We start from the raw sequence: 22,077 nt of genomic DNA, 5'->3' as shown, positions 1-22,077 counted from the left end.
TATTAGTAATATTACCACAGGGGAAAGGCTTTGTTTAGCTAAATAAGTAAATAAAATGAGGGTAAGGAGACCATGACGTTATGTTATGGTCTTTTTCTAAAGATAAGAAAGTATAACATTTTTGGACTTAGAAAGTTGTCTAGCTCCACATTTGGTTAAAAAATATTATTATGGGTTTAAAAAAATCAACGTTTATCTCAAAAAGTATGAAATAACTAAACGAATGTCTAGTCAAAAACCTCTACCGATACATAGACTGTTTATGTCAAACGTGACGAAAACCCAAGTTTTTCACACATATGTGAAGAGCAACCAAAAAGTAAAGGAGAGAGTTTTTATGGCAGACCGTAAAAATGACCCATTCGGCTTATTTAGTTTTCCTGTGTTTTCAGGTCAGAAACAACAACCGAAGCAAGCGTTCAACGTACATCAAACAGAGTCGGAGTTAATTATTGAATGGCAATTACCGAATTTTGATCAACAAGAAATTCAAATTGAATTTGTAAGAAACGGGTTAGTGATAGCAGGAGAGAAACAAGCTCAAAATGAGGATGAAACGAAGGAAACAATATTACCTCATCGTGTAGAACGTTTTGTTCCGGTATATTTTCCTTTTACAGAAAACGATGTTACTGCTTCCTTTAGTGAAGAGAAAGTACTAAAAATTGTTATTGCAAAGAATGATGCGAATCGCACTTTCATTCCAGTTCAATAATAAACTTATAACGTTCACTTAGTATAGTAGTGGAGAGAGGGAGTTATTTTCTACGATTTCGTACCAAGAACGGGAGCTACTTTTAGCTCTCTTTTTTTTTGGGGGAAATTAGGATATTCTTTTATATTTGTAGATTCGCCCTTGCAAAAATGTAAAAGAAATCATACACATAGTAGATGAGGGGATGTTTCCTGTAAATCCTGAAAAAGGGAGGGAGTTAAGTGCAATCACAAGGACCGAGAAATAATAGACAATCAGATCCATTTTCACAAATGCTCTTTGGAGCTTCAAGAATGAATCAAACGGAACAACGTCATCAAGTTACGCAGCAACCACCGCAGCAACATCCACAACAGCATCCACCTTTTCAGCAACAGCAAAGGATGCAATTTCAACCACAACAACAACAGTATCAAGAAATGCATTATCAACATCCACAACAGCATGGAGGACAATATCAACAACCATACCAGCAACAACAAGGGAAAAAGTCATTCAAAATGATGAACTACTTTAAGAAGGATGATGGAACATTAGACTATGAAAAAATAGGAACTGGATTCCAACAAGTTACTGGAATTGCAGGTCAAGTAAGACCATTAGTTAAGCAACTATCGCCTTTGTTAGCATACTTTAAAAAATAATGGAAAGAGAAAAGGTTGTGATAGTAAGGAGTACCTTCTATCGCAACCTCTTTTTTTATATAAAAAAAATCGCCTTTTCCATAGTATAGGAAAAAGCGATAAAGTTTATCTAATCAAAGTATTAATAGTAATTATTTTGTCTATTCCTTACCAAAAGAATGCTGAGCCAAGTGCAAATCCACCAATCCCCGCTAAAGCAACTGGGAAGAAATAAGGATTTCGAGGTCTATAGCCACCATATGCTGGTGCTCCATATCCAGGAGTTCCGTAACCAGCTGCACCATATCCTTGATATCCTTGATATCCTTGATATCCATATTGATATTGATATCCATATCCGAATCCATGTTCCCGCCTTGCAGGCTCTAACCAAACGTTTTTAGGATCTACTTTTACGATTTTTCCTACATGCTGTTTACCACATGTTTCAGTAATACTAACTACTTGACCTTGATGCTGACAACAAAGATCATAATAATTCATATATTTCCCTCCCTTCATGGGAATCTGATATCAGTGTATTATCAAAAATGTATGTTGATTGTACAAATGCTCTATATTCTCTTTAATTTATTTTGTAAATTTCATTTTTTTAGATTTTCTCTTTATCAAATACTTTTGAAATAAACAGCTTGTGCTCAAGACATTACAGTAAACTCTTTAATATTAGGTGGAACTTTCAACCTCTTGTACCAATTCTACTTAGAAAAAGGCACTGTTAAAAGCTGATGTTGATTTTTACTCCAGGTTGCTCGCGTTCCTTGGGGCGAACCGCAAGCCTCCTCAGTCGTTACCTCCTGTGGGGTCTCGTCTGGCCCGCTTATCCCCTAGGAGTCTCGCACCTTCCGTAAAAATCAACCTTGCCCTTTAACATAGCCTAGAAAAAAATTTATCTTTTTTTTAATAACTCAGCAGGAGTCTATACAAAATGAAAACACCCACATAATGTATTATTGCGAGACAGAAATCGCATGACAATTTTTCTTAGGGAGGGAAGCTTACATGGGTGCACCAGCAGGAGGAGCTGTAAGAGGCTTTGCGTTTATAATCGTTGTGTTCATCTTGCTTGTAATTATTGGTGCGGCAGTAGTTAGACCGGGAGGATATTATTAAGTAATATCGTAAAGGTAACTCCCGTCTAATGAGTGGGGTATAAACGGAAAGAATGCCGTAGTTTTTTATTATATTAATTCTATAAAAGGAGGATTTTATCATGAGTGGATATTATACTGATCCAGCATATGCAGCATACGGGTGTGCTCCAACAGCACCGGTAGCAGCACCAGCACCAACAGGAGGGTTTATGACAGGATTTGCACTAGTATTAGTGTTATTCATCCTTTTAGTAATCATCGGTGCTGCAGCCTGGACTGCGTACTAAGAAACAGCTAAAAAGGTTGTTGGTATTTCCAGCAGCCTTTTCACTTTTAAAAAGTGGATTTTTGAAAATAGATATGTAGCAAAAAAAGTAACGCCTAAATCCAGTTGAGTAGGGCTATCGTCTACACAAATAAACACAAATCTCATATGTTATTAATGCGAGTAGGAAAATCGCAAGACACTTTTTTTAAAAGGAGTGAATTCGAAATGAGTCACACAACAACAGGTCATGCAGGAGGATACGCAGGAGGATTTGCGTTTATTCTTGTAGTATTCATCCTATTAGTAATCATTGGAGCAGCAGTTGTTAGACCAGGAGGGTATGGTTACGGCGGATACGGCTATTAATATGCTGCTCGCCTAACAATATCTAACTGAAAGTAATATGGAATAAAATTAGAAAGATAATATTAGAAGGAGGAATTTAGCATGAGTCATTATCACGGATATGGAGACGCATATGGAGCAGCACCAATGGGATACGGATACGGAGAGCCAGGTTACTATGGTTGCTGTTCTCCAGCACCAGCTGCACCTGTAGCAGCACCAGCACAAGGTGGAGGATTCGCAGGAGGATTTGCGTTAATCCTTGTGTTATTCATCCTATTAGTAATTATCGGTGCAGCATTAACTGCAGCATACTAATCAACATGAAAGAAAGGCCGTTGGAGATTTCCAACGGCTTTTTTTAAAGTTAAACAATTCTTTTTCGGATAATTGCACTTACATTATCAATTATTGTAACAACAACAATGATAACTAAAAGAATCATCCCAACTTCATCCCACTTACGGTTTGAAATAGAAATAGTGATTAACGTACCGATACCCCCAGCACCGATAATACCAAGAATGGTTGATGCTCGCACATCTATTTCAAAACGATAAATAGCATAAGATAGAAATTCAGGTATTATTTGAGGTATTACTCCATAAAAAAGTACTTGAATTTTGTTAGCTCCGTTAGCTTGAAGTGCTTCAACAACATGCATATCAATGGATTCAATAACTTCTGAATACAATTTTCCAAGCATACCAATAGATCCAATAGCTATAGCTAGTACCCCAGCGAATGGTCTTGGCCCAACTGCAGCAACGAACATTAAAGCTAGTACCAATTCTGGAAAAGCACGGATACCATTCAAGAACCCTTTTGAGATATTGTTTAATACTTTATTCTTCACCATATTACTTGCAGCAAAAAAACCAAATGGAATTGCCAATATTGCGGCCAATAGTGTACCAGTATAAGCCATTTGTAATGTTTGCCACATTAACCCCATTACTTTTTGGAAAGCACCCCAATCAGGTGAAAAAAGTTGAGGAATTACACGGGTAAAATTTCTTACTGTATGTTCACTAAATACTCGTTCCCATCGAACATCAATTGTAGCAAACGTCCAAGTATATAGGGCGATCAAAGCAATAGCAATTAGTAGATTGCGAATGGTTTTATACAAGGAACGTTTCTTTTTTGGAGGCATGACTAATTCCATTATACAATTCTCTCCCTTATCTTGTTACTGATTAGATCTATGACTACTACAGCAATAAAGATAATAATAATAATTGTCATCACTCGTGGATAATTAAACCAGTTTATTTGCTGTTGTAGTAAAAGACCGATTCCGCCTGCACCAACGAATCCCAGTACGGTTGAAGCTCTTACGTTAACTTCAAACACGTATAAACTAAAGGATACAAATTGTGGTAGAACCTGTGGTATTACTGCGTACCAGATTACTTGTATTGTATTACCTCCAGATGCTCGAATTGCATCTAGGGGATTCATATCTATTGCTTCAATAGTTTCGTACATTAATTTAGCCAATAGACCTAATGAGAATATAAATAGTGCCATTATACCAGGAAATACTCCAACCCCAAATATACCTACAAAAATAATAGCAAGTAAAATATCTGGAATTGTACGTAAAACGTTCATTATGAAACGTACAGGTTGGTAAATCCAGGAATTTGGAAATAAATTTGATGCTGATAATAAAAATATAGGAACACTCACTATAGCTGCAAATGTTGTTGCTATTAGTGCCATCTGGATTGTTTCAACTAGTTTTTCCCATACCGCAGGAACATAAGACCAATTTGGTGGGAAAAGATCAGTCAGGATTCGCTGGAAACCTCCCCATCCTTTGATTATATCCATAGGTGTAGACTTAGTAGCCCAAGAGGTGTATATGTATAGACCTACAACTACTAAGAGAATCACTGTCATTCTTAGTTTAGCATTTTTGGATACAACACTTTTTACTTCTAGATTACTCATTTTCTTGACCTCCTACAAGGTCATCCTCTCGAATCTTTCTTCCATAAATTTCTTCAAATGTTTTCTCTGAAACAGCTGAAGCTGGTCCATCAAAAACCACTTCACCAGCACGCATACCTATAATACGATCAGCGTATTCCATAGCCATATCTATAAAATGAAGGTTTACAATAGTAGTAATGCCATCTTCTTTATTTATTTTTCTTAAGTATTTCATCACTTGGTGTGATGTAGGTGGATCAAGGCTAGCTACTGGCTCGTCTGCTAATATAATCTTTGGTTGTTGAGTTAGTACACGTGCAATAGCAACACGTTGTTGTTGTCCGCCACTCAGTTGATCTGCTCTCATATATACCTTCTCCGCAATATTGACACGCTCAAGACTTCGGTAAGCGAGAGAGACAGCTTCTTTAGGAAATAGATTAAAAAGACTTGCGAATGTATTTGTATGTCCAAGGCGCCCAGAAATAACGTTTTTCATTACAGAAGAACGTTTTACAAGATTATAATTTTGAAAGATCATTCCAACTTCAGTTCGAAGCTTGCGGAGCTTTCTTTGGTTGTATTTTAATATATCTTCTCCGTCAATAAGCAATTCACCATCAGTAGGGGTTACTAATCGATTCATGCTTCGAATTAATGTAGATTTTCCTGCTCCTGATAAACCTACAATTACTACAAATTCACCAGGATTTATCTTTAAACTTACGTTTTTTAATCCTTGTGTTCCGTTTGGATAAACAAGTGATACGTCATTGAATTCTATCATATTATTCCCTCATTTCAATTTACTTTTAAAGAGGTATCCCCCTCTTTTGCTTTTTTTATTATTTTGATAAAAAAACAAAAGAGGAGGGGAGAATATGTATTCTCCCCCTTCATCTATTAATCTTGAGGTAAAGTTTCGTAAGTTCTGCGAATAATATCATAGTCACTGTCTGTTGCAGTATCTATACCTGTCCAGTTGTAAACGTCACTCATGATTTGAATCATTTCCTCATCATCATTAAATGAAAGGAATACTTCAATAATGCGATCGAATAAGCTTTCTGGAAGGTTCGTAGTTAATGAAATTGTGTCATTTGGAATTTCATCTGTGTAACCTAGAACTCGAAGATCTTCCATTGCTTCTGGATAGTCGTCAACGATAGCAGTCCGTGCGTCATCAAATGTTGTTGCAAAGTCTGCATCTCCTTCTAAAACAGTAATTAATGCATTATCATGTCCACCAACAGTCATAATATTTCCAAAGAAATTTTGAAGCTCTTGTTCTGTTTCAAATCCGAATTCACCCATCATCTGTGCTGCAGGGAATAAGTAACCACTAGTAGAAGTAATATCAGCTAATGCCCAGATTTTTCCTTCTAAATCTTCCAATGATTGGATATCAGAATCAGTTCTAACTGTATATTGTGCTTTATAAGTAGAACTACCATGACGAATCGATTTCAATACTGCTTCAATATGGTCATAACGTTCAGTAGCTAATACATATCCTAATGGAGGAAGGAAACCAATATGTACTTGATTATTCCCCATCGCTTCAACCGTTGCAGTATAGTTTGTCATTACTTCACCACGAACTGGGATTCCAAGTTCTTGCTCTAGTCTTTCTGCAAGTGGTGCGATTGTATCTGCAATGTTTGCTGAATCTTGTGACGGAACAAAGCCCATTACTAACTCACTTGGATAATCTTCTTCTGCAACGTCGTTGTTTGCATCGTTGTTTGCATCATTTTCTGCATTATTGTCTGCATTATTTGTCGTATCTTCGCCAGCAACATCATTGTTGTTGTCGTCATTTCCAGTACCACATGCCACTAAAGATAATGCTAGTACTGAAGCAAATAAAGTTGTAAATATTTTCTTCATTTTCAATACCCCTCGCTTTTTGTTTTATCTTGTCTTACAGAAATGAATTATACAATAGAGTTTTTGCAAATGCTACAACATTTACATTATATTAATAATTAATTTACAAAAAATGTGAGAGAAAAGCTAACAATATCTCTATATCTATATGATATCATTCGAATTATACACAATGAAACTTACTTCGCACTTGAAGATGGAACACACTATGTATTACTCTTAAACAAGTAATAAGACAAGATTAGTATGAAAAAAATAGTAAAAAATATACAAAAAGGTTGTGGAAGTAATGTATGAGAAATTATATATTTTTGATTTAGACGGAACACTGTACGAAGGAACAGATCACTTTGATTATTACGCTAGACGTTTAATGTTAGATATCAACGAGGAGCATCATAAAAATTATTGGAGTGACTATGAACAAATGAAAGCTGGGGAGCATCCCGTTTCAATAGGGAAAGCCTACGATACTAAGAATGATGCTATCTTAACTATTGACCCAATGACATTAACAGTTGTAGAGGTTCAGGATTGGAACGGTAATAGACGGGCGGACTTAGAAGAGGAATATGGGGAAGAACAAGTCCAATTTGATTTTAAAAATATCATTGCAATTGGAGATGGATGGTGGTTACCTTGTGCTTGTGCTCTTCATTATGGTGTAGATGAATGTTATCCAAGATACGTTGAAACGAAGGAATACATGGTAACGGAGGAATTTCAACTTGATCCAATTCCTGGCTTATCACATTTCTTGAGGAAGTTAAAAGAAAAAGCAAATATTGTTTTATTAACAAATAGTGATAAAGAGGACGTTGGCCGTCTATTGACAGAATTAGATTTACAAGGCGTTTTTCATGAGATAGTTACTTCAGCACAAAAGCCGACTAAGACAACACTGTTATTTGAACAGCTAATAGAAAAATATGGTGTGGAACCAAAAGAAGTTGTATCAATTGGTGATAACTTTATTAACGAAATTGCTCCTGCATTATTGATGGACATGCGAGCGGTTTATATTGCTGAACATTCACATCAAGCACATCATGATAGTTTAGTTCAAGTAAAGCGAATTAGTGATTGGATTAATCAATTTTCATTATAGTCAGAAAAGGCGTATGAAGAGGTGTTCCTTCTTCATACACCTTTTTCAAAGTTTTTTTAATTGATGTCTAGCGCAAGGCGCCATCGGCTCGTGCAAATAACCTGCCCGATTAAAAGTAAAAAGCATTTATATCGTCCAGAATATTTGCTTTTCGCTGATAGGCGGGCGTCTTGCGCTTTTCTTATAAGACGATAGTTACGGTGTAATTGTTCTTGATGGAAACCTAGGTTCAATTCTTTCTTTGAAAAAATTTGTATAATCATTACTAGAAAGAAACCCTACGTAGTCCAACTTATACACCTCGTAATAAATAACATAATCTCCATTTTGGAAATGTACATGTAATTCTCTTGTTTCTTCATCATACTCGATCGTCTTTAAAATACCTGTATTCATTTCTGTTTTTTCCATAGTTACAACACCCTTCCAAAGACGATATAAAAAATAGGAACTAATACTAGTAAAGTACCCAATTTTCGTAAAAAGAAACAAATATCAAATGAAAAAATGTGTCATTTCCTGCTTCGATAACACTTTACCTGATGATACTACTTTATTATCGACGATTAGCGTTGGTGTATAAAATACACCAGCTACTGAAGTGGTGTGAAGAATCTGAACGTTTGCTGCAAGGCCAATATCATGAATGACTTCTAAGAGTCTCTTCTCCACTACTTTACCTTTAATATTCGGTTGTACATATAAGATAATCTCCACTTTCGCTCACCTCTGAAAAGAAGTCTGTCTCTTACCTTAATTATAATAATAATGTTCAAGGAATGATGAGAGCATTATGGCGAGGTTGTGAAAACATTGTTACTAAATGGTGGATTTTTCTTCTGGATCTAAATTATTCTTTTTTTTTATGGGAAGTATCGAGGAAAAACACTTGATAAAAAGCTATATTTGGTAATACAATTAATAATAGTAAAATCAAAAAAATTATAATAGGAAGCGAAGAATATATGTCTGCATATGGGCGCTTGGACATATAGGAGCTACTAGTGCAACCGACCTCTTTTACGAAAGTAGGTCGGTTTTATTTTATATAAAATGAGTGCTTACAAATTGTTTATTTTAAATACACTAGATAAGTTATCCACTTATAAGAATACGTATTTTCGAGGGGAGACATCCATGCAAGTGAGAAATTTGCACCATGGAGAATGAAAATACGTTATGAAGTATATTCGTATTAACTTTATATGCAATGAGCGAGGTCCACGATTTCCAGTGAGAAAGTAGAGCAGAGGCTTGCCAGCACCCCACAAGAAAGGCATGGACTGGAGCGAATGGAATACAAACCGACAAAGTGGTTAAAACTAGATAGTTTATCCACTCTTAATAACACGTATTTTCAGGGTAGTCAAACAAAAAAATGGAGGTTAGGCATGGAGACAAATAGTTTAGAGCATCATCAAGAAAATGGCAATACATCCACAATAGATCCTCTTACTGGCTTGCGCAACATAAAAGCATTTCAATCTGATTTGCAAATGGCAATTGCTGAAGATACCTTCGAAAAAAGCTTCCTATCAATTCTATTGGTAGACTTATATAAATTTAAGTATTATAACGATACCCTTGGTCGCAAAACTGGTGATAAAATTTTAAAGAAATTAGCTCAATCATTCTTGGAGTTAACAACAGAAGGTATTCAAGTATATCGATATAGCGGTGGAGAGTTTGCTATTATAATTTCAAATGTTAGTTCAGAGGATATTGTGACAGCAAAAGCTTATGAATTCCTTACTAAAGTTAAGACTCCGATGTTTGAAAAAGGGAAAGGACTAATGTTATCAGCAACGATCGGAATATCCCAATATCCTATTTTAGCTAAATCATATGATGAAATCCTATTTCAGGCAAATATAGCTAAGTACTACGAGGGAATAGATAAAGGGAAAGACGCTATTCATTGGTACGATTCTTCCATACATGAAAAAGATCAAGAAAAGATGGTTTTAGAAAAAAAGCTAATGGAAGCAGTAAAGAAAAATGAGTTCGAACTTTATTATCAGCCGCAAATAGAATTAAAAAGCCATCGAGTAGTTGGCGTCGAAGCACTTATCCGTTGGAATGATGGACATTTAGGTCCATTATCCCCAGGAGACTTTCTTCCCATTGCTGAAGAATTAGGTGTTATGAACGATATTGAAGATTGGGTACTACAGGAGGCTCTTCTCCAAGGGAAACTGTGGTACGAAGCTGGAAACATATTGAGGATAGGAATTAATATATCTGCACTCCAGTTGCAGCGAAGAAGTTTTGTAGAGCGTATTATTTACATGTTAAATGAAACGAAACTTCCCCCAGAACTAGTAGATATTGAAATAACAGAAAATAACCACCTTTATGATAAGATTGATTGTCTGGATAATCTTACAAGTCTACAGGAGTTAGGAATAACAATTTCTATCGATGATTTTGGTACAGGATATTCTTCGTTAAGTTATTTACAGCGTTTTTCATTTAATACTCTAAAAATAGATCAGTCTTTTATTAGAGATTTGCATACGAATAAAAATGATCAGCTAATTGTATCCTCTATCATTCAGTTAGCACATAATATGGATATGAAGGTAGTAGCGGAAGGGGTAGAAACTTCCGATTTGGTGAAGGATTTATACTCATTACATTGTGATGAAATTCAAGGATATCTGTATAGTGTTCCTCTTCCGGCAAATGAGATCATTCCTTATATTGAGAAAAACATCGTAAGTGACGTTCTCTGCTTGTAGTAGTATAATGGATATGCCTGAGAGTAATTGAATAATCTAAAGGCTCAATACTATTGAAAGTAGGATGGGAATGGTGGACAAGCAAAAAAAAATAGAAACGGGATTACTGATTGCGTGGGCAATTGCTCTGATTGCCACATTAGGATCTCTGTACTTTTCTGAAATCAGGATGTATATTCCATGTGAATTATGTTGGATTCAGCGAATTTTTATGTATCCATTAGCTATAACTTTAGCGATAGCATCAGTAAAAAAAGATTCTATCCAAGTAATATATACATTACCCTTAAGTTTAATTGGTATGGGATTTTCAGCGTATCATTATATGCTTGAAAAAATTCCGGCCCTAAGCACCAGGGCTGAGGCTTGTGGTATCATTCCTTGTAATTATGAGTATATAAATTGGTTCGGTTTTATCACAATACCTTTTTTAGCACTTATCGCATTCTCAGCAATATCTTTCATAATGATTTGGATTTTAAAAGTATCGAAGGAGTGACACATCATGAAAAAAGTAATTCTATTTGGAATTATCATTGTAACCATTTTTGCTGCACTAGGTGCTGTTACAGCTTATCAAAATAAACAACAAGCAGAAGGAAATCCTTTCGGAAAACGAACGAATCCTGCTACAGATAAACAATTAGATGATCCGAATTATCAAAATATCATTCTTCCAGAAGCATTAGATACAAAAATAGCAAGTGGTGAAGGTGTCACAGTTTATTTTTATAGTCCACTATGTGAATACTGTAATCTTGCTACACCTGTCCTCGTTCCAAAAGCAAATGAATTGAATGTGGATGTCTATTTATATAATGTATTAGAGTTTGAACAAGGCTGGAATGATTACGAGTTAACTGGTACCCCTACTTTGGTTCATTTTGAGAATGGAGTAGAAGCGGATAGACTCATTGGTTTTCACGAAGAAGATGCATTCGAACAATTTCTCCTGAATACAATTAATTAACATATATTTACTTAATCATAAAGTCTGTTCTGCTATTAAGTTCAGACTTTTTTTTGCGGTCTTCTTCCTCTATTGTTGATTCTTTAGATGGAAGTGTAATAATGAACTCGGTTCCATTCTTCCATTCGCTTTTAACAGTTATGGAACCTCCTAGATTTTTAATGATATTATAAGAAATTTTTAAACCTAACCCTGTTCCTTGTTCTTTTGTGGAAAAATAAGCTGTTCCAATTCGTGATATTTGCTCTTTTGTCATCCCTTGACCTGTATCTTTTATCACTACTTCGACAACATCATTACGACCATAAGCAGACAATAATAAAGTTCCGCCATTTTCCATTGCTTCAATACCGTTTTTAGCTAAATTTAAAATAACTTGTGTTAACTCCTTTTCGTTTCCAAATACAGAAAGATGAGAAGGAGCGTTCATTTCAACAAACACATTGTTCATTAGAGCATATGCTTGAATTGTGTGTCGTACTTTCTCTATAATATGATATATATTTACTTTCTTGAGTATTATCTTCTCTGGTTTAGATAATGATAAATAATCACTAATTATGGATTGGGCACGATCTAATTCTGAAATGGTTAGTAATAGATACTGCTTTTCCCGCTCAGTGAGATTGGAATGAGAGTGAATTAATTGAATAAATCCTCGAGCAACTGTCATAGGATTACGAACTTCGTGAGCAACAGATGCTGCAAGTTCGCTTACGAGACGAAGTTGTTCACTTTTTTCCAATTCTTTATTAAGTCGTTCTCCCATTCTAATCCTTTCAATCATCATATATACAAGAAGAGCTACTGGAATATTAAATATCAAAAAGCCAAGCATTACAAGAAAGGAATCTAATCTAGGAATTATTAAAAGGTTTGTTGGATAAGCTAGAACAAATAGGGATGGAAGAGTAAACATAATACAGATGGATCCATATTTTCTTGTAGTATTCCATTCATTTATGTAGTTAGAAATTAGTTTTGAACTTAAAACAAAATAGATACTGACAACAAAGCTGAATATTGTAATATGCAAATCAATAGAAGTGTATTTCAAGATGATGCTTAGAATAGTGAGTCCTAATCCAGTATAAAAACCACCATATAATGTTCCGAGTGCAATGGAAATATAGCGTAGGTCAAACATTATCTCTCCATATAAAGTAATAGGAAAGATTTGAGTTAGAAACATGACTGTAGCACAAACGAAAAAAAACACAATCTTTGTAAGATTTTTGTGAGTAGTTACCTTTTTACCACTCCATAAGGTAGTATATAAAAATATAGGGGTTAAAATAATAAAAATATTTAAAAGATAATGTAAAAATGGTTCCAAGAAAGTGTCCTCCAATTCTGTGTTGACTTTATTTTACGAATTGTAACGAGTAAAAACAATGTTAATTTTCTGAAAAAAATTGAACAATTTGCAAAGGGAGGTGAAAAAATGGATCGAGTTCTTAGATATACAGGTATTTTTGTCTTTATTGGATGGACTATTGCAATTCTTGTGAATTTTCCCATATATCAATATACGACAAAGCAAGCGACATTATTCCACCCAATTGTCGATGGAGTACTTTTTATGGCCATTATGCTCGTAATTTATTTTGTGATAATAAAACTATATAAAAACAAACAGTCATTTGCTTCAATTGGATTAGCGTTTTTAGGGGTTATTTCATTGGCAATGGCATTTTATTATTATATTGCATAAGGGGGATGACTCTTTCGCCCTTTGTTCTAACTACATAGGTAGGTAAATGTCTAGGTGACTAACAAGTGGATAACGCTTTTGGTCACCTTTTTATGTTATAGTTTTAATAAAAATGTAAAGGGATGAATTACTCTTGATGATCTTATTAAAAAATGGGGAAGTATATTCTCCAACGTATCTCGGGAAAAAAGATATTTTAATTGCTAATGGAGTAATTGGTGTGGTAGATGATTCTATATCTATAGGATTGTTGGGTACATATGTCAATGAGTATGATGTATCCGGAAAAGTAATCATTCCGGGTCTTATTGATGGTCATGTTCACATAACTGGAGGTGGTGGTGAGGGGAGTTTTAAAACAAGAACCCCAGAGCTAACTCTTTCCGAATGTATTAAAGGGGGAATAACCTCAGTAGTTGGTGTATTAGGTACAGATGGATCAGGAAGAACAATGACAAATTTAGTTGCAAAAGCAAAAGGTTTAACAGAAGAAGGTATCTCTTGTTACTGTACAAGTGGAAATTATCACCTTCCTGTTAAAACATTAACTGGGTCTATAGAAAATGATATTATGTTTATTCAAGAAATTATAGGAACAGGAGAAATTGCAATCTCTGACCATCGATCCTCTCAACCTACGAAAGAAGAGATTGCAAAGCTAGCAAGTGAATCAAGAATAGGTGGCTTATTATCTGGTAAAAGTGGCATTGTCATTGTGCACGTAGGAAGTGGACCAGCTAAACTAACAATTTTAGAAGATGTTATTAAAACAACAGATGTTCCAATGAAGCAATTTTTACCAACGCATATTAATAGAACGGAAGACCTTCTTGAGGCTGGAATTCATTATGCAAAAAAAGGAGGGTACATAGACTTTACAACGAGTAGTGTCCAAGGTGAAAGAAGAGATTTAAGAAGTAGTAGATGTTTGAAACGAGTATTAAACGAAGGTATTGATGTTCAGCAAGTAACGTTTACTTCTGATGGACAAGGTAGTTTACCTAAATTTGATGGAAGTGGTAATTTTATTGGTTTAGGAATTGGAAGTGTAACAAGTTTATTCTCTGAAGTGCGAAATGCTATCTTAGAGGAAGGTGTTCCAATGGAAGAAGCTCTGAAAGTTGTGACCTCTAATCCAGCCCACATTCTAAAGCTTCCTAAAAAGGGGAATATAATGGAAGGCATGGACGCAGATCTAGTAATGTTAGATCAAGAAACTTTAGAAATTGATAGTGTTCTAGCTAAGGGTAAATGGCTGATGGAAAAGAAGGAACTCGTTATAAAAGGTACGTTTGAATAAAGGGAAGGGTGGAAAAGACTTCACAATCTTAACACCCTCATTTTTATACTTTTTGCAGAATGTTTACCTTCACTAAAGATTATAGTATTAGAAAAACTAAGGCTTTCTCTATTAAGGACTAAGGACTTGGAGATAAACTCTATTTTTCTAATTTACTTACTAGGTTTTTTTTCACAAATAAAGTATGCATAATCAAAGAAAGCTAAATATTTTTCTGTAAACATTATATGTTTTTCTAATATTTCTACATGTTTTTTATCAAGATTAGGATCTATACAAAGTTCTGGATAGGAAAGATCTTCCTTATCGATGTTTTCTATATCATAGCTGTGTATGATATCTTTTACATAAAATCTACTATCAGATAATTCTTCGTTCCATTTTTCCTTTGTTAGAATTTCTTTAAATCCGTAAAAGTTTTTATATTGAACTAGATCTTCTGCACTTAATCCACCTAAGTATATAGGCTCAAGCATAAAGAGGGTTCCATCATCTTTCATTAATTTATTTATTTTTTTTAAACCTCTAGAGATGGAAGAAAAGGATAAAACTGATTCGGCAATTACGGTATCATACAAAATAGAAGTTTCATATGTTTGATAGTCACCTTCTATCCAAGTGATGGAAGGATTTTGGTTATGTCTTTTTCTTGCTTTTTCCAACATTTTTGAATGATTATCTAACGCTGTTACTTTGGCATCTGAAATTTTTGCTAGAAAACTTGATGTATCACCTAATCCACAACCAATTTCTAATATCTCTCCTTTTGTAATAGGGAATTTATGAAAAGCTGTTTCCGTCATTTTTTTCCCCCCAGGTCGAGCAATCGTAACTCCGTATGCTGCTAACATATCCATATAATTTCCCACGTTATGACTCCTCCTTTTAATGTACCATATGCATTCAAATGTTTTTTTGCTATATAGGACAAATATCCAATCGAAACTTTTATTTGTAAATAGACTATATGGAGAGACTAAAGGAGGTGCTTTGTATGTCACACCAATCACACTATTACGATCTCTGTTGTAAACATAGAGGCAAAGTTGTTAGAATTAAGGATTGCTCAGGAAAGGAATATGTAGGTAAGATTGCACATGTAGATCGTACGCATGTATGGTTAGAACCTGTTCATCCTACGACTCATGGCTTTGGTTATGGCTGGGGTTGGGGCTGGGGAGGAGCCTGGGTACCAATTGCACTAGCTGGTATCGGTGGTTTTGCTTTAGCAGCCGCATTTTTTTGGTAAGAAAAAGGGATACGCTTGCGATATTGCCAATTCCGTAATGGAGTTGGTTTTTTTTTGAAGATATCATTCGCAATACATAACTTATTTCGACATTTTTTAACCCTTTCAGGAGTAGTTATAAAATGATAAAATAAATTATCTATGATTCATTTAATAATTTATAATCTATATAATATAAAAACTACAGTAATTAAAAGGAGCATACATATGAAGAAGGTGTTATTCACAGGTATATTTACTGGACTAATACTCTTAAATGCTTGTACAACAAACAATGGAGATATAGAAGTTAACTCCATAGAAGATACGGATGATCTACAGAAATTAATTGAAACGAACGAATATCTAGTGCAAAAACAATCAGAGCTGCAAGAAGAAAATGAAGCGTTAAAGGATCGTATTAGTTCCTTAGAAGAAGAAAATGGTAATCTTAAGGATGATATTCTTACCTATAGACAACAAATTCATCAATTGGATAATGATTTACGTGAAGAATTGCAAATTAGAAATTATTTGGATGAGTTAGCTAAGGACATCTTGCAAGCGATGCATGAACGAGATCATTCAGAGTTACATAAACTAGTTCACTCAAATGTACAAGTGAACTCATTAGATGAAAGGTTAGAAATTTCTGACTCTGATAATCATATATACACCTTTCACTATATAAGCCTAGATTCAGTGAATTATGTTCGTCAGGTAGATTTTGAATATAACAAAGAAAATAATATGTTCCAATCAAGGTATACATTATATTCGTCTGGTGGCAAAGATATGCGGAGTGATGGAGATATATTACTAACTTTTACTTTTGATAACGAATGGAAACTTTACTCTATTATGTATAACAGATAATTTTTAAGAGGATGTGTTAACGGGTATCATTTCTGTTAGTGCATCTTCCTTTTTTTTGAAAAACTAGGAAGTATATATAAACTTATAAATGGATGTCTAGATTCAGCGTCCATCGTCTCGTGCAAATAACCTTGCCGATTTAAAAGTAAAAAGCACTTTTTATCGTCCAGAACATTTGCATTTCGGTCCTGAGAGGGCGCCTTGCGCTTTTCTTAATTTGTCACAACTTTTCCACATATTTATGAACAAAATGTAAATATTTGCAACTTTTATTGTTCAATGATTCACAAATGTATAAAATGAAAATAGGGGATAATAACATCCTTAGAAAAGGTGGGATGCCTTATGGAACAATTGAAAGATGATGTATATACTACTGAAGATTACATTTTACATGCTGCAATTGATTTGATGGAGAAAAAAGGTTTTAAAGCAGTAACTACGAAAGAAATAGCTGCCAAAGCAGGTTTCAGTGAAATGACGTTATTTAGGCACTTTGGTACAAAGAGGAAATTATTAGAAACAGCTGTAGAAAAATATTCCTATCTTTTGGATATGAAACATATTTTGAAAAGTAGCGTTACCTACGATTTAGAAACGGACTTGAAGCTGGTTAGTGAGACATACCATAAATATTTGGAACAAAATGAAAAAATCGTTTTATTAGCATTTCAGGAGAGGTATACGTATCCGAAAATAGCTCAAAAGGCTGCTGAAAATCCGAAAATGCTGAAAGAGTATTTAATTGACTACTTCATCGAAATGCAACGACAAAATAAAATGATGAAAGTAGATCCAGAAATACATGCAATGAATTTTTTATGGTTGAATCTTGGATATTTTATGGCAAAGTTTCTTTCAGGTAACACCGTATCGATTATCCAAAGAAAAGATTTTATTGATGAGAGTGTAAAAACGTTTGTTAGAGGTATTAGATCAGAGAAATCTCTTACAACACGGTAAAAGTTGTGTCTAAGGTCTATGGCGACCTTTGGACACAACTTTTTTTCAATTCATGAAAAGTAACATATTCACAAAAAGATAAATGACATATGGAATTGATAATGTAATAAAAATAGGTACGACTTTATTTAACCATCGATCAAGAAGATTTATTAGTTTCATTACTTCAGGTTCTTCTGTACGAGAAGTATTATTTACTGTTAACTTTTTTTCCAAAAGTGGTGAATGAATAATAGTACCTTTCATAATATCTCCCCGTTTCCCTAAATGCTTGTCCTATTGCATATGTATGTAGTGGGAACTGGGGATATAACTAAAAAGATTCGGGGAAATTATTTTTTCCCGAACCTTTTATAGAGTATTGAGTATATCTTTTTAGATCCAACATTGTTCGAAAGGGCAATGTTTACAACGTAACTGTTCTTTTAAATATTGGATGTTGTGGATGGTAATATATTTCGTATTAACAGAGATAATATTATCTCTTGTTAACCTTTTTAAAATGCGATTAATACTTTCTCTAGTAGCACCGATGTAGTTTGCTAACTCTTGGTTTGTTATTTTCTTGTTAATTAACACTCCTGTACTAATCTTTTTGCCGTATTCATTACTCAAGCGAATTAGAATAGAATAAACAGCCCCTGCTTTTCCACAAAAGATTAGATCGCGAAATTGTGCTAATAGAGTGTGATTTTCATTGGTGAGCCATTTCATGAGACTTACTGCTAGATCGCTATCCATCATTAAAAGGTGCTCCAATTCTTTTCTATTATATCGGAGTAACAATGAATCCTGAATAACCTCCGCAACTACATTGTAACTAAAGCCATTGAATAAGCTCAACTCTCCAATAATATCTAAGTCATTTTTTACTTGTAGAAAGAATACTTTTCCTTCTACAGAGGTTTTACTTAATCGTACTTTACCTGATTTAATAAGATAGATATGATCTGGTGAATCCCCTTCATGAAAAAGTATTGTTCCTTCTTTTACTTCTATTTCGCTTCCATAGGATTCAATAAATGCTTTTGTATCCTCAGAAAGATGGTCATAAAAACGATATGTTTGTCCGTGAAGACTTGTTTGATTCATAATTTATTTCACCCCTTGTAGGAACCCAAAAAGACAAACTATAATATAAATGCTAAATTCTTGTATATTTTTAGCATATCACAGGAGTATTTCGTACTGATGACCAAATCAAGAACAATTTGTAAACATTTTATAATTGTAACGTTTTTTAATAGAGATCTACCCTGAAAATACGTGTTCTCAACTAGTTGTTTAACTTATCTAGTGTTGCTAACTTTGTTGGCCTTTATTCCATTCGCTCCAGTCCACTCCTTTCCGTGGGGAGTTGCCGAGCCTCCTCGAAGAATTCCGCATAAGTACGTGCCCACGTCCTGTGGGCAACGGCGTCCTGTCGCCATCCTGGACTTCGTATACTCTGGTGTCTCGCCTTTACTCAGCTTCCCACTGGAGTTCGTGGACTTATCCTCAATCCACATAGAGTTGATGTAACTAATGCATCTAATAACGTATTTCAACCAATATGGTGCAAGTTTCTAGACTTGTGTAAGGGGAAGTCGTAAAATCTTTTCCGTACCTAGAGGTATTTCTTTGAAAAAACATCATAAAAAAGTGAAAATAGAGGTAGTTGTATAGAAGGGGAGATTACATTGAAGAAAATAATTGTAAGTGGTTTTGAACCATTCGGTGGTTTAACAACAAATCCAACAATGGAGATAATCGCAAGAATCAATGGTTGGAAAGTAGACAATGCAGAAATTCATACTATTATACTTCCTGTAGTATACAATGATTGTGCCACGCGATTAATCAAATATATTGATGAATTAAAACCCAATATTGTTATATCTTTAGGAGTGGCTTTAGGAAGAAGTGTTATCACTCCTGAAAGAATTGGAGTTAACATTCAGGACACTGTTGGTGAAGGATACGCAGGTGATAACGAAGGAGATAAACCACAAGATAGATTAATTGTGGAAAATGGACCTGATGGCATTTTTTCAACACTTCCTAATCGAAGAATAATAGATAAACTTCAAGAAAAAGGTATTCCAGCTTCGATTTCTAACACAGCAGGAGCATATATTTGTAACAATACATTATATAGTGTTCTTCACTATATAAAAGAGAACAATCTTTCGATCAGTGCTGGTTTTATACATGTTCCTGCTACACCAGAAATGGTTACAAATAAGGTCAATGTTCCATCTATGAGCATAGACTTACAAGAAGAGGCAATAAGACTAGCTATTGAAGGATGTTTAGAGGGTGCTGAGTAAATGTGTAAAGGATATTCCTGATACTGACCAATTATATGTTATTATGATGAATCTGTTAGAAGATAGACATGTTGCAATTGGAAAACTAGGGAGTTTCCTTTTTCACAAGGGAACTTATATCTATGTTGGCAGTGCGAAGAAAAATATACAAGCAAGAGTAAAAAGACATATAAATAAGGAAAAGCCTACCAGAAGATGGCACATAGATTTTTTCTCCTCAAATACTTCCGTTATTGGATTTATTACGTTTCCCCATCATAAAGGTGAATGTCAGTTGAAGGATTTTATTCAAAAACAATTTCATGGCACTGTCGTAGCAAAGGGGCTTGGTTCTTCTGATTGTTCTTGTGATAGTCATTTACTGAAGATAAATGATGTTGATAATGATATAGATAAGCTATGTCTTCTTCAAGAGTGGTCAGAGCAATAAAATAAGAAAAGGTTGTGTCAACTAATGACACAACCTTTTCTTATTTTATTTCTACGTACATGGATAGTAATTCCTCTAGTTCTTCTACTTGGTCGTTTGGTATCCAGGCCTCTACCTGAACACCTTTTCCTTTGCCTTTTCTAACGATCATAATCATTTTGCGATCGTTTTTTCTTTGTTTTCCCCATTTCATATGTTTCACGCGGCCCCAATTTACATGATAGCCAGAGAAAGTTATAGTATCTTCGCGAACCTCAAATACTTTGTCTAAAATATAAAGCACATAAGTACCTAATAAAACAACCATTATTAAAAGACTAAGAGTTCCTTCAATAGAACGAAATGTTTGGATGAATAAAATTAATGACATAAGCATGACTGCGACAGAACAGTAGATAGAAATTTTATAGGAGAGTGACTTCGTTGTTGTTTTACGACTATCATCTAGTACGAATATTACCTCTTCATCCATTTTTTTTCTATTCATGTGTGTAAGAAAATGGTATAGACCTATAAATCCAAAAAGTAAACTTAAAAACAAATTAAGCAATAACATACACTGATCTCCTTTTCTTTCATAACTATTGTTATTTTAACATAGAAACTTCCATTCAGGGAAATGAGTTGAAATCAATAACTGTTAGTTATTTTGTTTGCAAATTTATAAACAATAAATTAAAATGTTTATAATAATGAGTGATGAGGTGGTTGAGGTGCGAATTGAGGATTATTCAATAGATACTTTAAAAACGGGGTTTTATTATGAGAGAGAGACAGAAATATTTTCTTGTATACACTGTAATGAAAAGACGGTAAGAGGAGTGATTTATAAGAGTACAGAGGGGGATCTTCTTCTTGATGCTGAACGAAAAATGAAAGAACATATTCTAGATCTACATGAGAATTCGTTTCAAGCATTAGTGAACTTGAATAAACGATCGAATGGATTATCGGATAGCCAAAAACGGGTATTGGAGAAATTATTTCAGGGCTATTCAGATAATGAAATAGCAAAATCTCAAGGTACAGAAAGTGCAACAGTAAGACAGCATCGTTTTAAGCTGAAGGAAAAAGCAAAGCAAGCAAAAGTATTTCTTGCAATGATGGAGCTACTGGAGGAAAAACCCGAACAAGACATATTAACTGATATTCATAAGGGGGCAACAATGGTGGATGATAGGTGGATAATCACAGTAGAGGAAGAGCAGAAGATTAGAGAGACGTATATTGATGAGAAAACCGGTATTATAAAGCAATTTCCTTCTAAGGAAAAACGAAAAATAGTAATATTAAAGTATTTATTATCCTTTTTTAATGAAGGTGTATCGTACACGGAGAAAGAAGTAAATGAGAAAATAAAAAACTATTACAGTGATTTTGTAACAATCAGAAGGTATTTTATTGAATATGGATTTATGGATCGTAGCCGGGATGGTTCCTCTTATTGGATGAAAAAATAGTGATGCTAGAACTTTACAGTAGATACTTTGTACTACTTACTTTAAAATGATAAGTAGTACTAACGACTTAGTATGTAACTT

At 34.4% G+C, this 22,077-nt stretch carries 30 protein-coding genes and 1 riboswitch; of the genes, 18 read left to right on the top strand and 12 right to left on the bottom strand.

All coding sequences use genetic code 11. The annotated features are described in order from the left end of the window. The first annotated feature begins 337 nt into the window (after positions 1 to 337). Both ACERII_RS01240 and ACERII_RS01235 read left to right on the top strand, forming a co-directional pair. Positions 338 to 715, top strand: a complete 378-nt coding sequence (locus tag ACERII_RS01240; RefSeq protein WP_373639596.1) for an Hsp20/alpha crystallin family protein — start codon at positions 338 to 340, stop codon at positions 713 to 715. A gap of 221 nt (positions 716 to 936) precedes the next feature. After that, positions 937 to 1,359: a YppG family protein gene (locus ACERII_RS01235; protein WP_373639594.1), complete on the top strand. Its 423-nt coding sequence runs from the start codon at positions 937 to 939 to the stop codon at positions 1,357 to 1,359. Between the two features lie 147 nt (positions 1,360 to 1,506). On the opposite strand, the gene ACERII_RS01230 is transcribed toward ACERII_RS01235, so the two are convergent. Beyond that, positions 1,507 to 1,842, bottom strand: coding sequence for a hypothetical protein (locus ACERII_RS01230; RefSeq protein WP_373639593.1), 336 nt, complete (start codon positions 1,840 to 1,842; stop codon positions 1,507 to 1,509). A gap of 519 nt (positions 1,843 to 2,361) precedes the next feature. Here ACERII_RS01230 and ACERII_RS01225 point away from each other — a divergent pair. The 4 genes from ACERII_RS01225 (at position 2,362) to ACERII_RS01210 (ending at position 3,384) form a co-directional block, all read left to right on the top strand. Further along, positions 2,362 to 2,472, top strand: coding sequence for a YjcZ family sporulation protein (locus ACERII_RS01225; RefSeq protein ID WP_373639592.1), 111 nt, complete (start codon positions 2,362 to 2,364; stop codon positions 2,470 to 2,472). Between the two features lie 100 nt (positions 2,473 to 2,572). Continuing rightward, positions 2,573 to 2,740, top strand: coding sequence for a YjcZ family sporulation protein (locus ACERII_RS01220; protein ID WP_373639591.1), 168 nt, complete (start codon positions 2,573 to 2,575; stop codon positions 2,738 to 2,740). A gap of 206 nt (positions 2,741 to 2,946) precedes the next feature. After that, positions 2,947 to 3,087: a YjcZ family sporulation protein gene (locus ACERII_RS01215; protein ID WP_373639590.1), complete on the top strand. Its 141-nt coding sequence runs from the start codon at positions 2,947 to 2,949 to the stop codon at positions 3,085 to 3,087. Between the two features lie 81 nt (positions 3,088 to 3,168). After that, on the top strand, positions 3,169 to 3,384 hold the full coding sequence (locus ACERII_RS01210; protein WP_373639589.1) for a YjcZ family sporulation protein: 216 nt from the start codon (positions 3,169 to 3,171) through the stop codon (positions 3,382 to 3,384). A 49-nt stretch (positions 3,385 to 3,433) separates the two neighbouring features. Here the strand turns inward: ACERII_RS01210 and phnE (ACERII_RS01205) are convergent, their stop codons facing one another. The 4 genes from phnE (ACERII_RS01205) to ACERII_RS01190 all read right to left on the bottom strand — a co-directional run bounded on the left by phnE (ACERII_RS01205) (position 3,434) and on the right by ACERII_RS01190 (position 6,897). Further along, entirely contained in the window at positions 3,434 to 4,234 is an 801-nt protein-coding gene (gene phnE / locus ACERII_RS01205; RefSeq protein ID WP_373639588.1) for a phosphonate ABC transporter, permease protein PhnE, read from the bottom strand. Next, the gene (gene phnE, locus ACERII_RS01200; protein ID WP_373639587.1) at positions 4,234 to 5,025 is read right to left on the bottom strand and encodes a phosphonate ABC transporter, permease protein PhnE; all 792 of its coding nucleotides are present in this window, start codon (positions 5,023 to 5,025) and stop codon (positions 4,234 to 4,236) included. Before phnE (ACERII_RS01200) ends, phnE (ACERII_RS01205) begins: the two co-directional genes overlap by 1 nt. Further along, complete coding sequence (phnC, locus tag ACERII_RS01195; RefSeq protein WP_373639586.1) at positions 5,018 to 5,794, bottom strand: phosphonate ABC transporter ATP-binding protein; 777 nt, start codon at positions 5,792 to 5,794, stop codon at positions 5,018 to 5,020. Before phnC ends, phnE (ACERII_RS01200) begins: the two co-directional genes overlap by 8 nt. 116 nt (positions 5,795 to 5,910) lie before the next feature. After that, positions 5,911 to 6,897, bottom strand: a complete 987-nt coding sequence (locus ACERII_RS01190) for a phosphate/phosphite/phosphonate ABC transporter substrate-binding protein (RefSeq protein WP_373639584.1) — start codon at positions 6,895 to 6,897, stop codon at positions 5,911 to 5,913. A 289-nt stretch (positions 6,898 to 7,186) separates the two neighbouring features. On the opposite strand from ACERII_RS01190, the gene ACERII_RS01185 reads away from it, so the two are divergent. Further along, a complete protein-coding gene (locus ACERII_RS01185; RefSeq protein ID WP_373639583.1) occupies positions 7,187 to 8,005 on the top strand; it encodes an HAD family hydrolase in 819 nt (272 codons plus the stop codon). Positions 8,006 to 8,200: 195 nt separating this feature from the next. Here ACERII_RS01185 and ACERII_RS01180 read toward each other — a convergent pair whose 3' ends face one another. Further along, positions 8,201 to 8,416 carry a KTSC domain-containing protein gene (locus ACERII_RS01180; RefSeq protein WP_373639582.1) on the bottom strand — a complete coding sequence of 72 codons (216 nt, stop codon included), beginning with the start codon at positions 8,414 to 8,416 and terminating at the stop codon, positions 8,201 to 8,203. A gap of 84 nt (positions 8,417 to 8,500) precedes the next feature. Further along, the gene (locus tag ACERII_RS01175) at positions 8,501 to 8,722 is read right to left on the bottom strand and encodes a thioredoxin family protein (RefSeq protein ID WP_373639581.1); all 222 of its coding nucleotides are present in this window, start codon (positions 8,720 to 8,722) and stop codon (positions 8,501 to 8,503) included. 224 nt (positions 8,723 to 8,946) lie between these two features. Then, positions 8,947 to 9,030: riboswitch (cyclic di-GMP riboswitch) on the top strand. 366 nt (positions 9,031 to 9,396) lie between these two features. Between ACERII_RS01175 and ACERII_RS01170 the strand changes: the two genes are divergently transcribed. The 3 genes from ACERII_RS01170 (at position 9,397) to ACERII_RS01160 (ending at position 11,716) form a co-directional block, all read left to right on the top strand. Next, positions 9,397 to 10,746 (top strand): putative bifunctional diguanylate cyclase/phosphodiesterase, encoded by a 1,350-nt coding sequence (locus tag ACERII_RS01170; RefSeq protein ID WP_373639579.1) that lies wholly within the window; start codon positions 9,397 to 9,399, stop codon positions 10,744 to 10,746. Between the two features lie 70 nt (positions 10,747 to 10,816). Further along, on the top strand, positions 10,817 to 11,245 hold the full coding sequence (locus ACERII_RS01165) for a disulfide oxidoreductase (RefSeq protein WP_373639578.1): 429 nt from the start codon (positions 10,817 to 10,819) through the stop codon (positions 11,243 to 11,245). 6 nt (positions 11,246 to 11,251) lie between these two features. Next, positions 11,252 to 11,716 carry a thioredoxin family protein gene (locus ACERII_RS01160; protein ID WP_373639577.1) on the top strand — a complete coding sequence of 155 codons (465 nt, stop codon included), beginning with the start codon at positions 11,252 to 11,254 and terminating at the stop codon, positions 11,714 to 11,716. A gap of 7 nt (positions 11,717 to 11,723) precedes the next feature. Here the strand turns inward: ACERII_RS01160 and ACERII_RS01155 are convergent, their stop codons facing one another. Further along, positions 11,724 to 13,052 carry an ATP-binding protein gene (locus tag ACERII_RS01155; RefSeq protein WP_373639576.1) on the bottom strand — a complete coding sequence of 443 codons (1,329 nt, stop codon included), beginning with the start codon at positions 13,050 to 13,052 and terminating at the stop codon, positions 11,724 to 11,726. A gap of 108 nt (positions 13,053 to 13,160) precedes the next feature. Here ACERII_RS01155 and ACERII_RS01150 point away from each other — a divergent pair, with 108 nt between their 5' ends. Both ACERII_RS01150 and iadA read left to right on the top strand, forming a co-directional pair. Then, positions 13,161 to 13,430, top strand: coding sequence for a hypothetical protein (locus ACERII_RS01150; protein WP_373639574.1), 270 nt, complete (start codon positions 13,161 to 13,163; stop codon positions 13,428 to 13,430). Between the two features lie 133 nt (positions 13,431 to 13,563). Further along, the gene (gene iadA / locus ACERII_RS01145) at positions 13,564 to 14,730 is read left to right on the top strand and encodes a beta-aspartyl-peptidase (RefSeq protein ID WP_373639573.1); all 1,167 of its coding nucleotides are present in this window, start codon (positions 13,564 to 13,566) and stop codon (positions 14,728 to 14,730) included. A gap of 152 nt (positions 14,731 to 14,882) precedes the next feature. Here iadA and ACERII_RS01140 read toward each other — a convergent pair whose 3' ends face one another. Beyond that, the gene (locus tag ACERII_RS01140) at positions 14,883 to 15,599 is read right to left on the bottom strand and encodes a class I SAM-dependent methyltransferase (protein WP_373639572.1); all 717 of its coding nucleotides are present in this window, start codon (positions 15,597 to 15,599) and stop codon (positions 14,883 to 14,885) included. Positions 15,600 to 15,724: 125 nt separating this feature from the next. Here ACERII_RS01140 and ACERII_RS01135 point away from each other — a divergent pair, with 125 nt between their 5' ends. From ACERII_RS01135 to ACERII_RS01125, 3 genes are all read left to right on the top strand, one after another. Then, entirely contained in the window at positions 15,725 to 15,979 is a 255-nt protein-coding gene (locus ACERII_RS01135) for a hypothetical protein (RefSeq protein WP_373639571.1), read from the top strand. Positions 15,980 to 16,186: 207 nt separating this feature from the next. Then, positions 16,187 to 16,834: a cell division protein ZapB gene (locus ACERII_RS01130; protein ID WP_373639569.1), complete on the top strand. Its 648-nt coding sequence runs from the start codon at positions 16,187 to 16,189 to the stop codon at positions 16,832 to 16,834. Positions 16,835 to 17,179: 345 nt separating this feature from the next. After that, positions 17,180 to 17,797, top strand: a complete 618-nt coding sequence (locus tag ACERII_RS01125; RefSeq protein ID WP_373639567.1) for a TetR/AcrR family transcriptional regulator — start codon at positions 17,180 to 17,182, stop codon at positions 17,795 to 17,797. A 45-nt stretch (positions 17,798 to 17,842) separates the two neighbouring features. Here the strand turns inward: ACERII_RS01125 and ACERII_RS01120 are convergent, their stop codons facing one another. Both ACERII_RS01120 and ACERII_RS01115 read right to left on the bottom strand, forming a co-directional pair. Further along, entirely contained in the window at positions 17,843 to 18,043 is a 201-nt protein-coding gene (locus tag ACERII_RS01120; RefSeq protein ID WP_373639566.1) for a hypothetical protein, read from the bottom strand. Positions 18,044 to 18,172: 129 nt separating this feature from the next. Next, complete coding sequence (locus tag ACERII_RS01115; RefSeq protein ID WP_373639565.1) at positions 18,173 to 18,889, bottom strand: Crp/Fnr family transcriptional regulator; 717 nt, start codon at positions 18,887 to 18,889, stop codon at positions 18,173 to 18,175. A 587-nt stretch (positions 18,890 to 19,476) separates the two neighbouring features. Here ACERII_RS01115 and pcp point away from each other — a divergent pair. Continuing rightward, positions 19,477 to 20,106: a pyroglutamyl-peptidase I gene (pcp, locus tag ACERII_RS01110; protein WP_373639564.1), complete on the top strand. Its 630-nt coding sequence runs from the start codon at positions 19,477 to 19,479 to the stop codon at positions 20,104 to 20,106. Next, positions 20,096 to 20,536 (top strand): GIY-YIG nuclease family protein, encoded by a 441-nt coding sequence (locus tag ACERII_RS01105; RefSeq protein WP_373639563.1) that lies wholly within the window; start codon positions 20,096 to 20,098, stop codon positions 20,534 to 20,536. Before pcp ends, ACERII_RS01105 begins: the two co-directional genes overlap by 11 nt. Positions 20,537 to 20,576: 40 nt before the next feature. Here ACERII_RS01105 and ACERII_RS01100 read toward each other — a convergent pair whose 3' ends face one another. Next, positions 20,577 to 21,092, bottom strand: a complete 516-nt coding sequence (locus tag ACERII_RS01100; RefSeq protein WP_373639562.1) for a hypothetical protein — start codon at positions 21,090 to 21,092, stop codon at positions 20,577 to 20,579. A gap of 157 nt (positions 21,093 to 21,249) precedes the next feature. On the opposite strand from ACERII_RS01100, the gene ACERII_RS01095 reads away from it, so the two are divergent. Continuing rightward, positions 21,250 to 21,996: a DUF2087 domain-containing protein gene (locus ACERII_RS01095; protein WP_373639560.1), complete on the top strand. Its 747-nt coding sequence runs from the start codon at positions 21,250 to 21,252 to the stop codon at positions 21,994 to 21,996. Positions 21,997 to 22,077 lie beyond the last annotated feature (81 nt).

The sequence above is a fragment of the Evansella sp. AB-rgal1 genome (genome assembly GCF_041820985.1).
In the GTDB taxonomy this organism is placed as follows: domain Bacteria; phylum Bacillota; class Bacilli; order Bacillales; family Salisediminibacteriaceae; genus Evansella.
The sequence above is the reverse complement of the archived record's forward strand: the minus strand, read 5'-3'. Positions and strand labels throughout refer to the sequence as shown.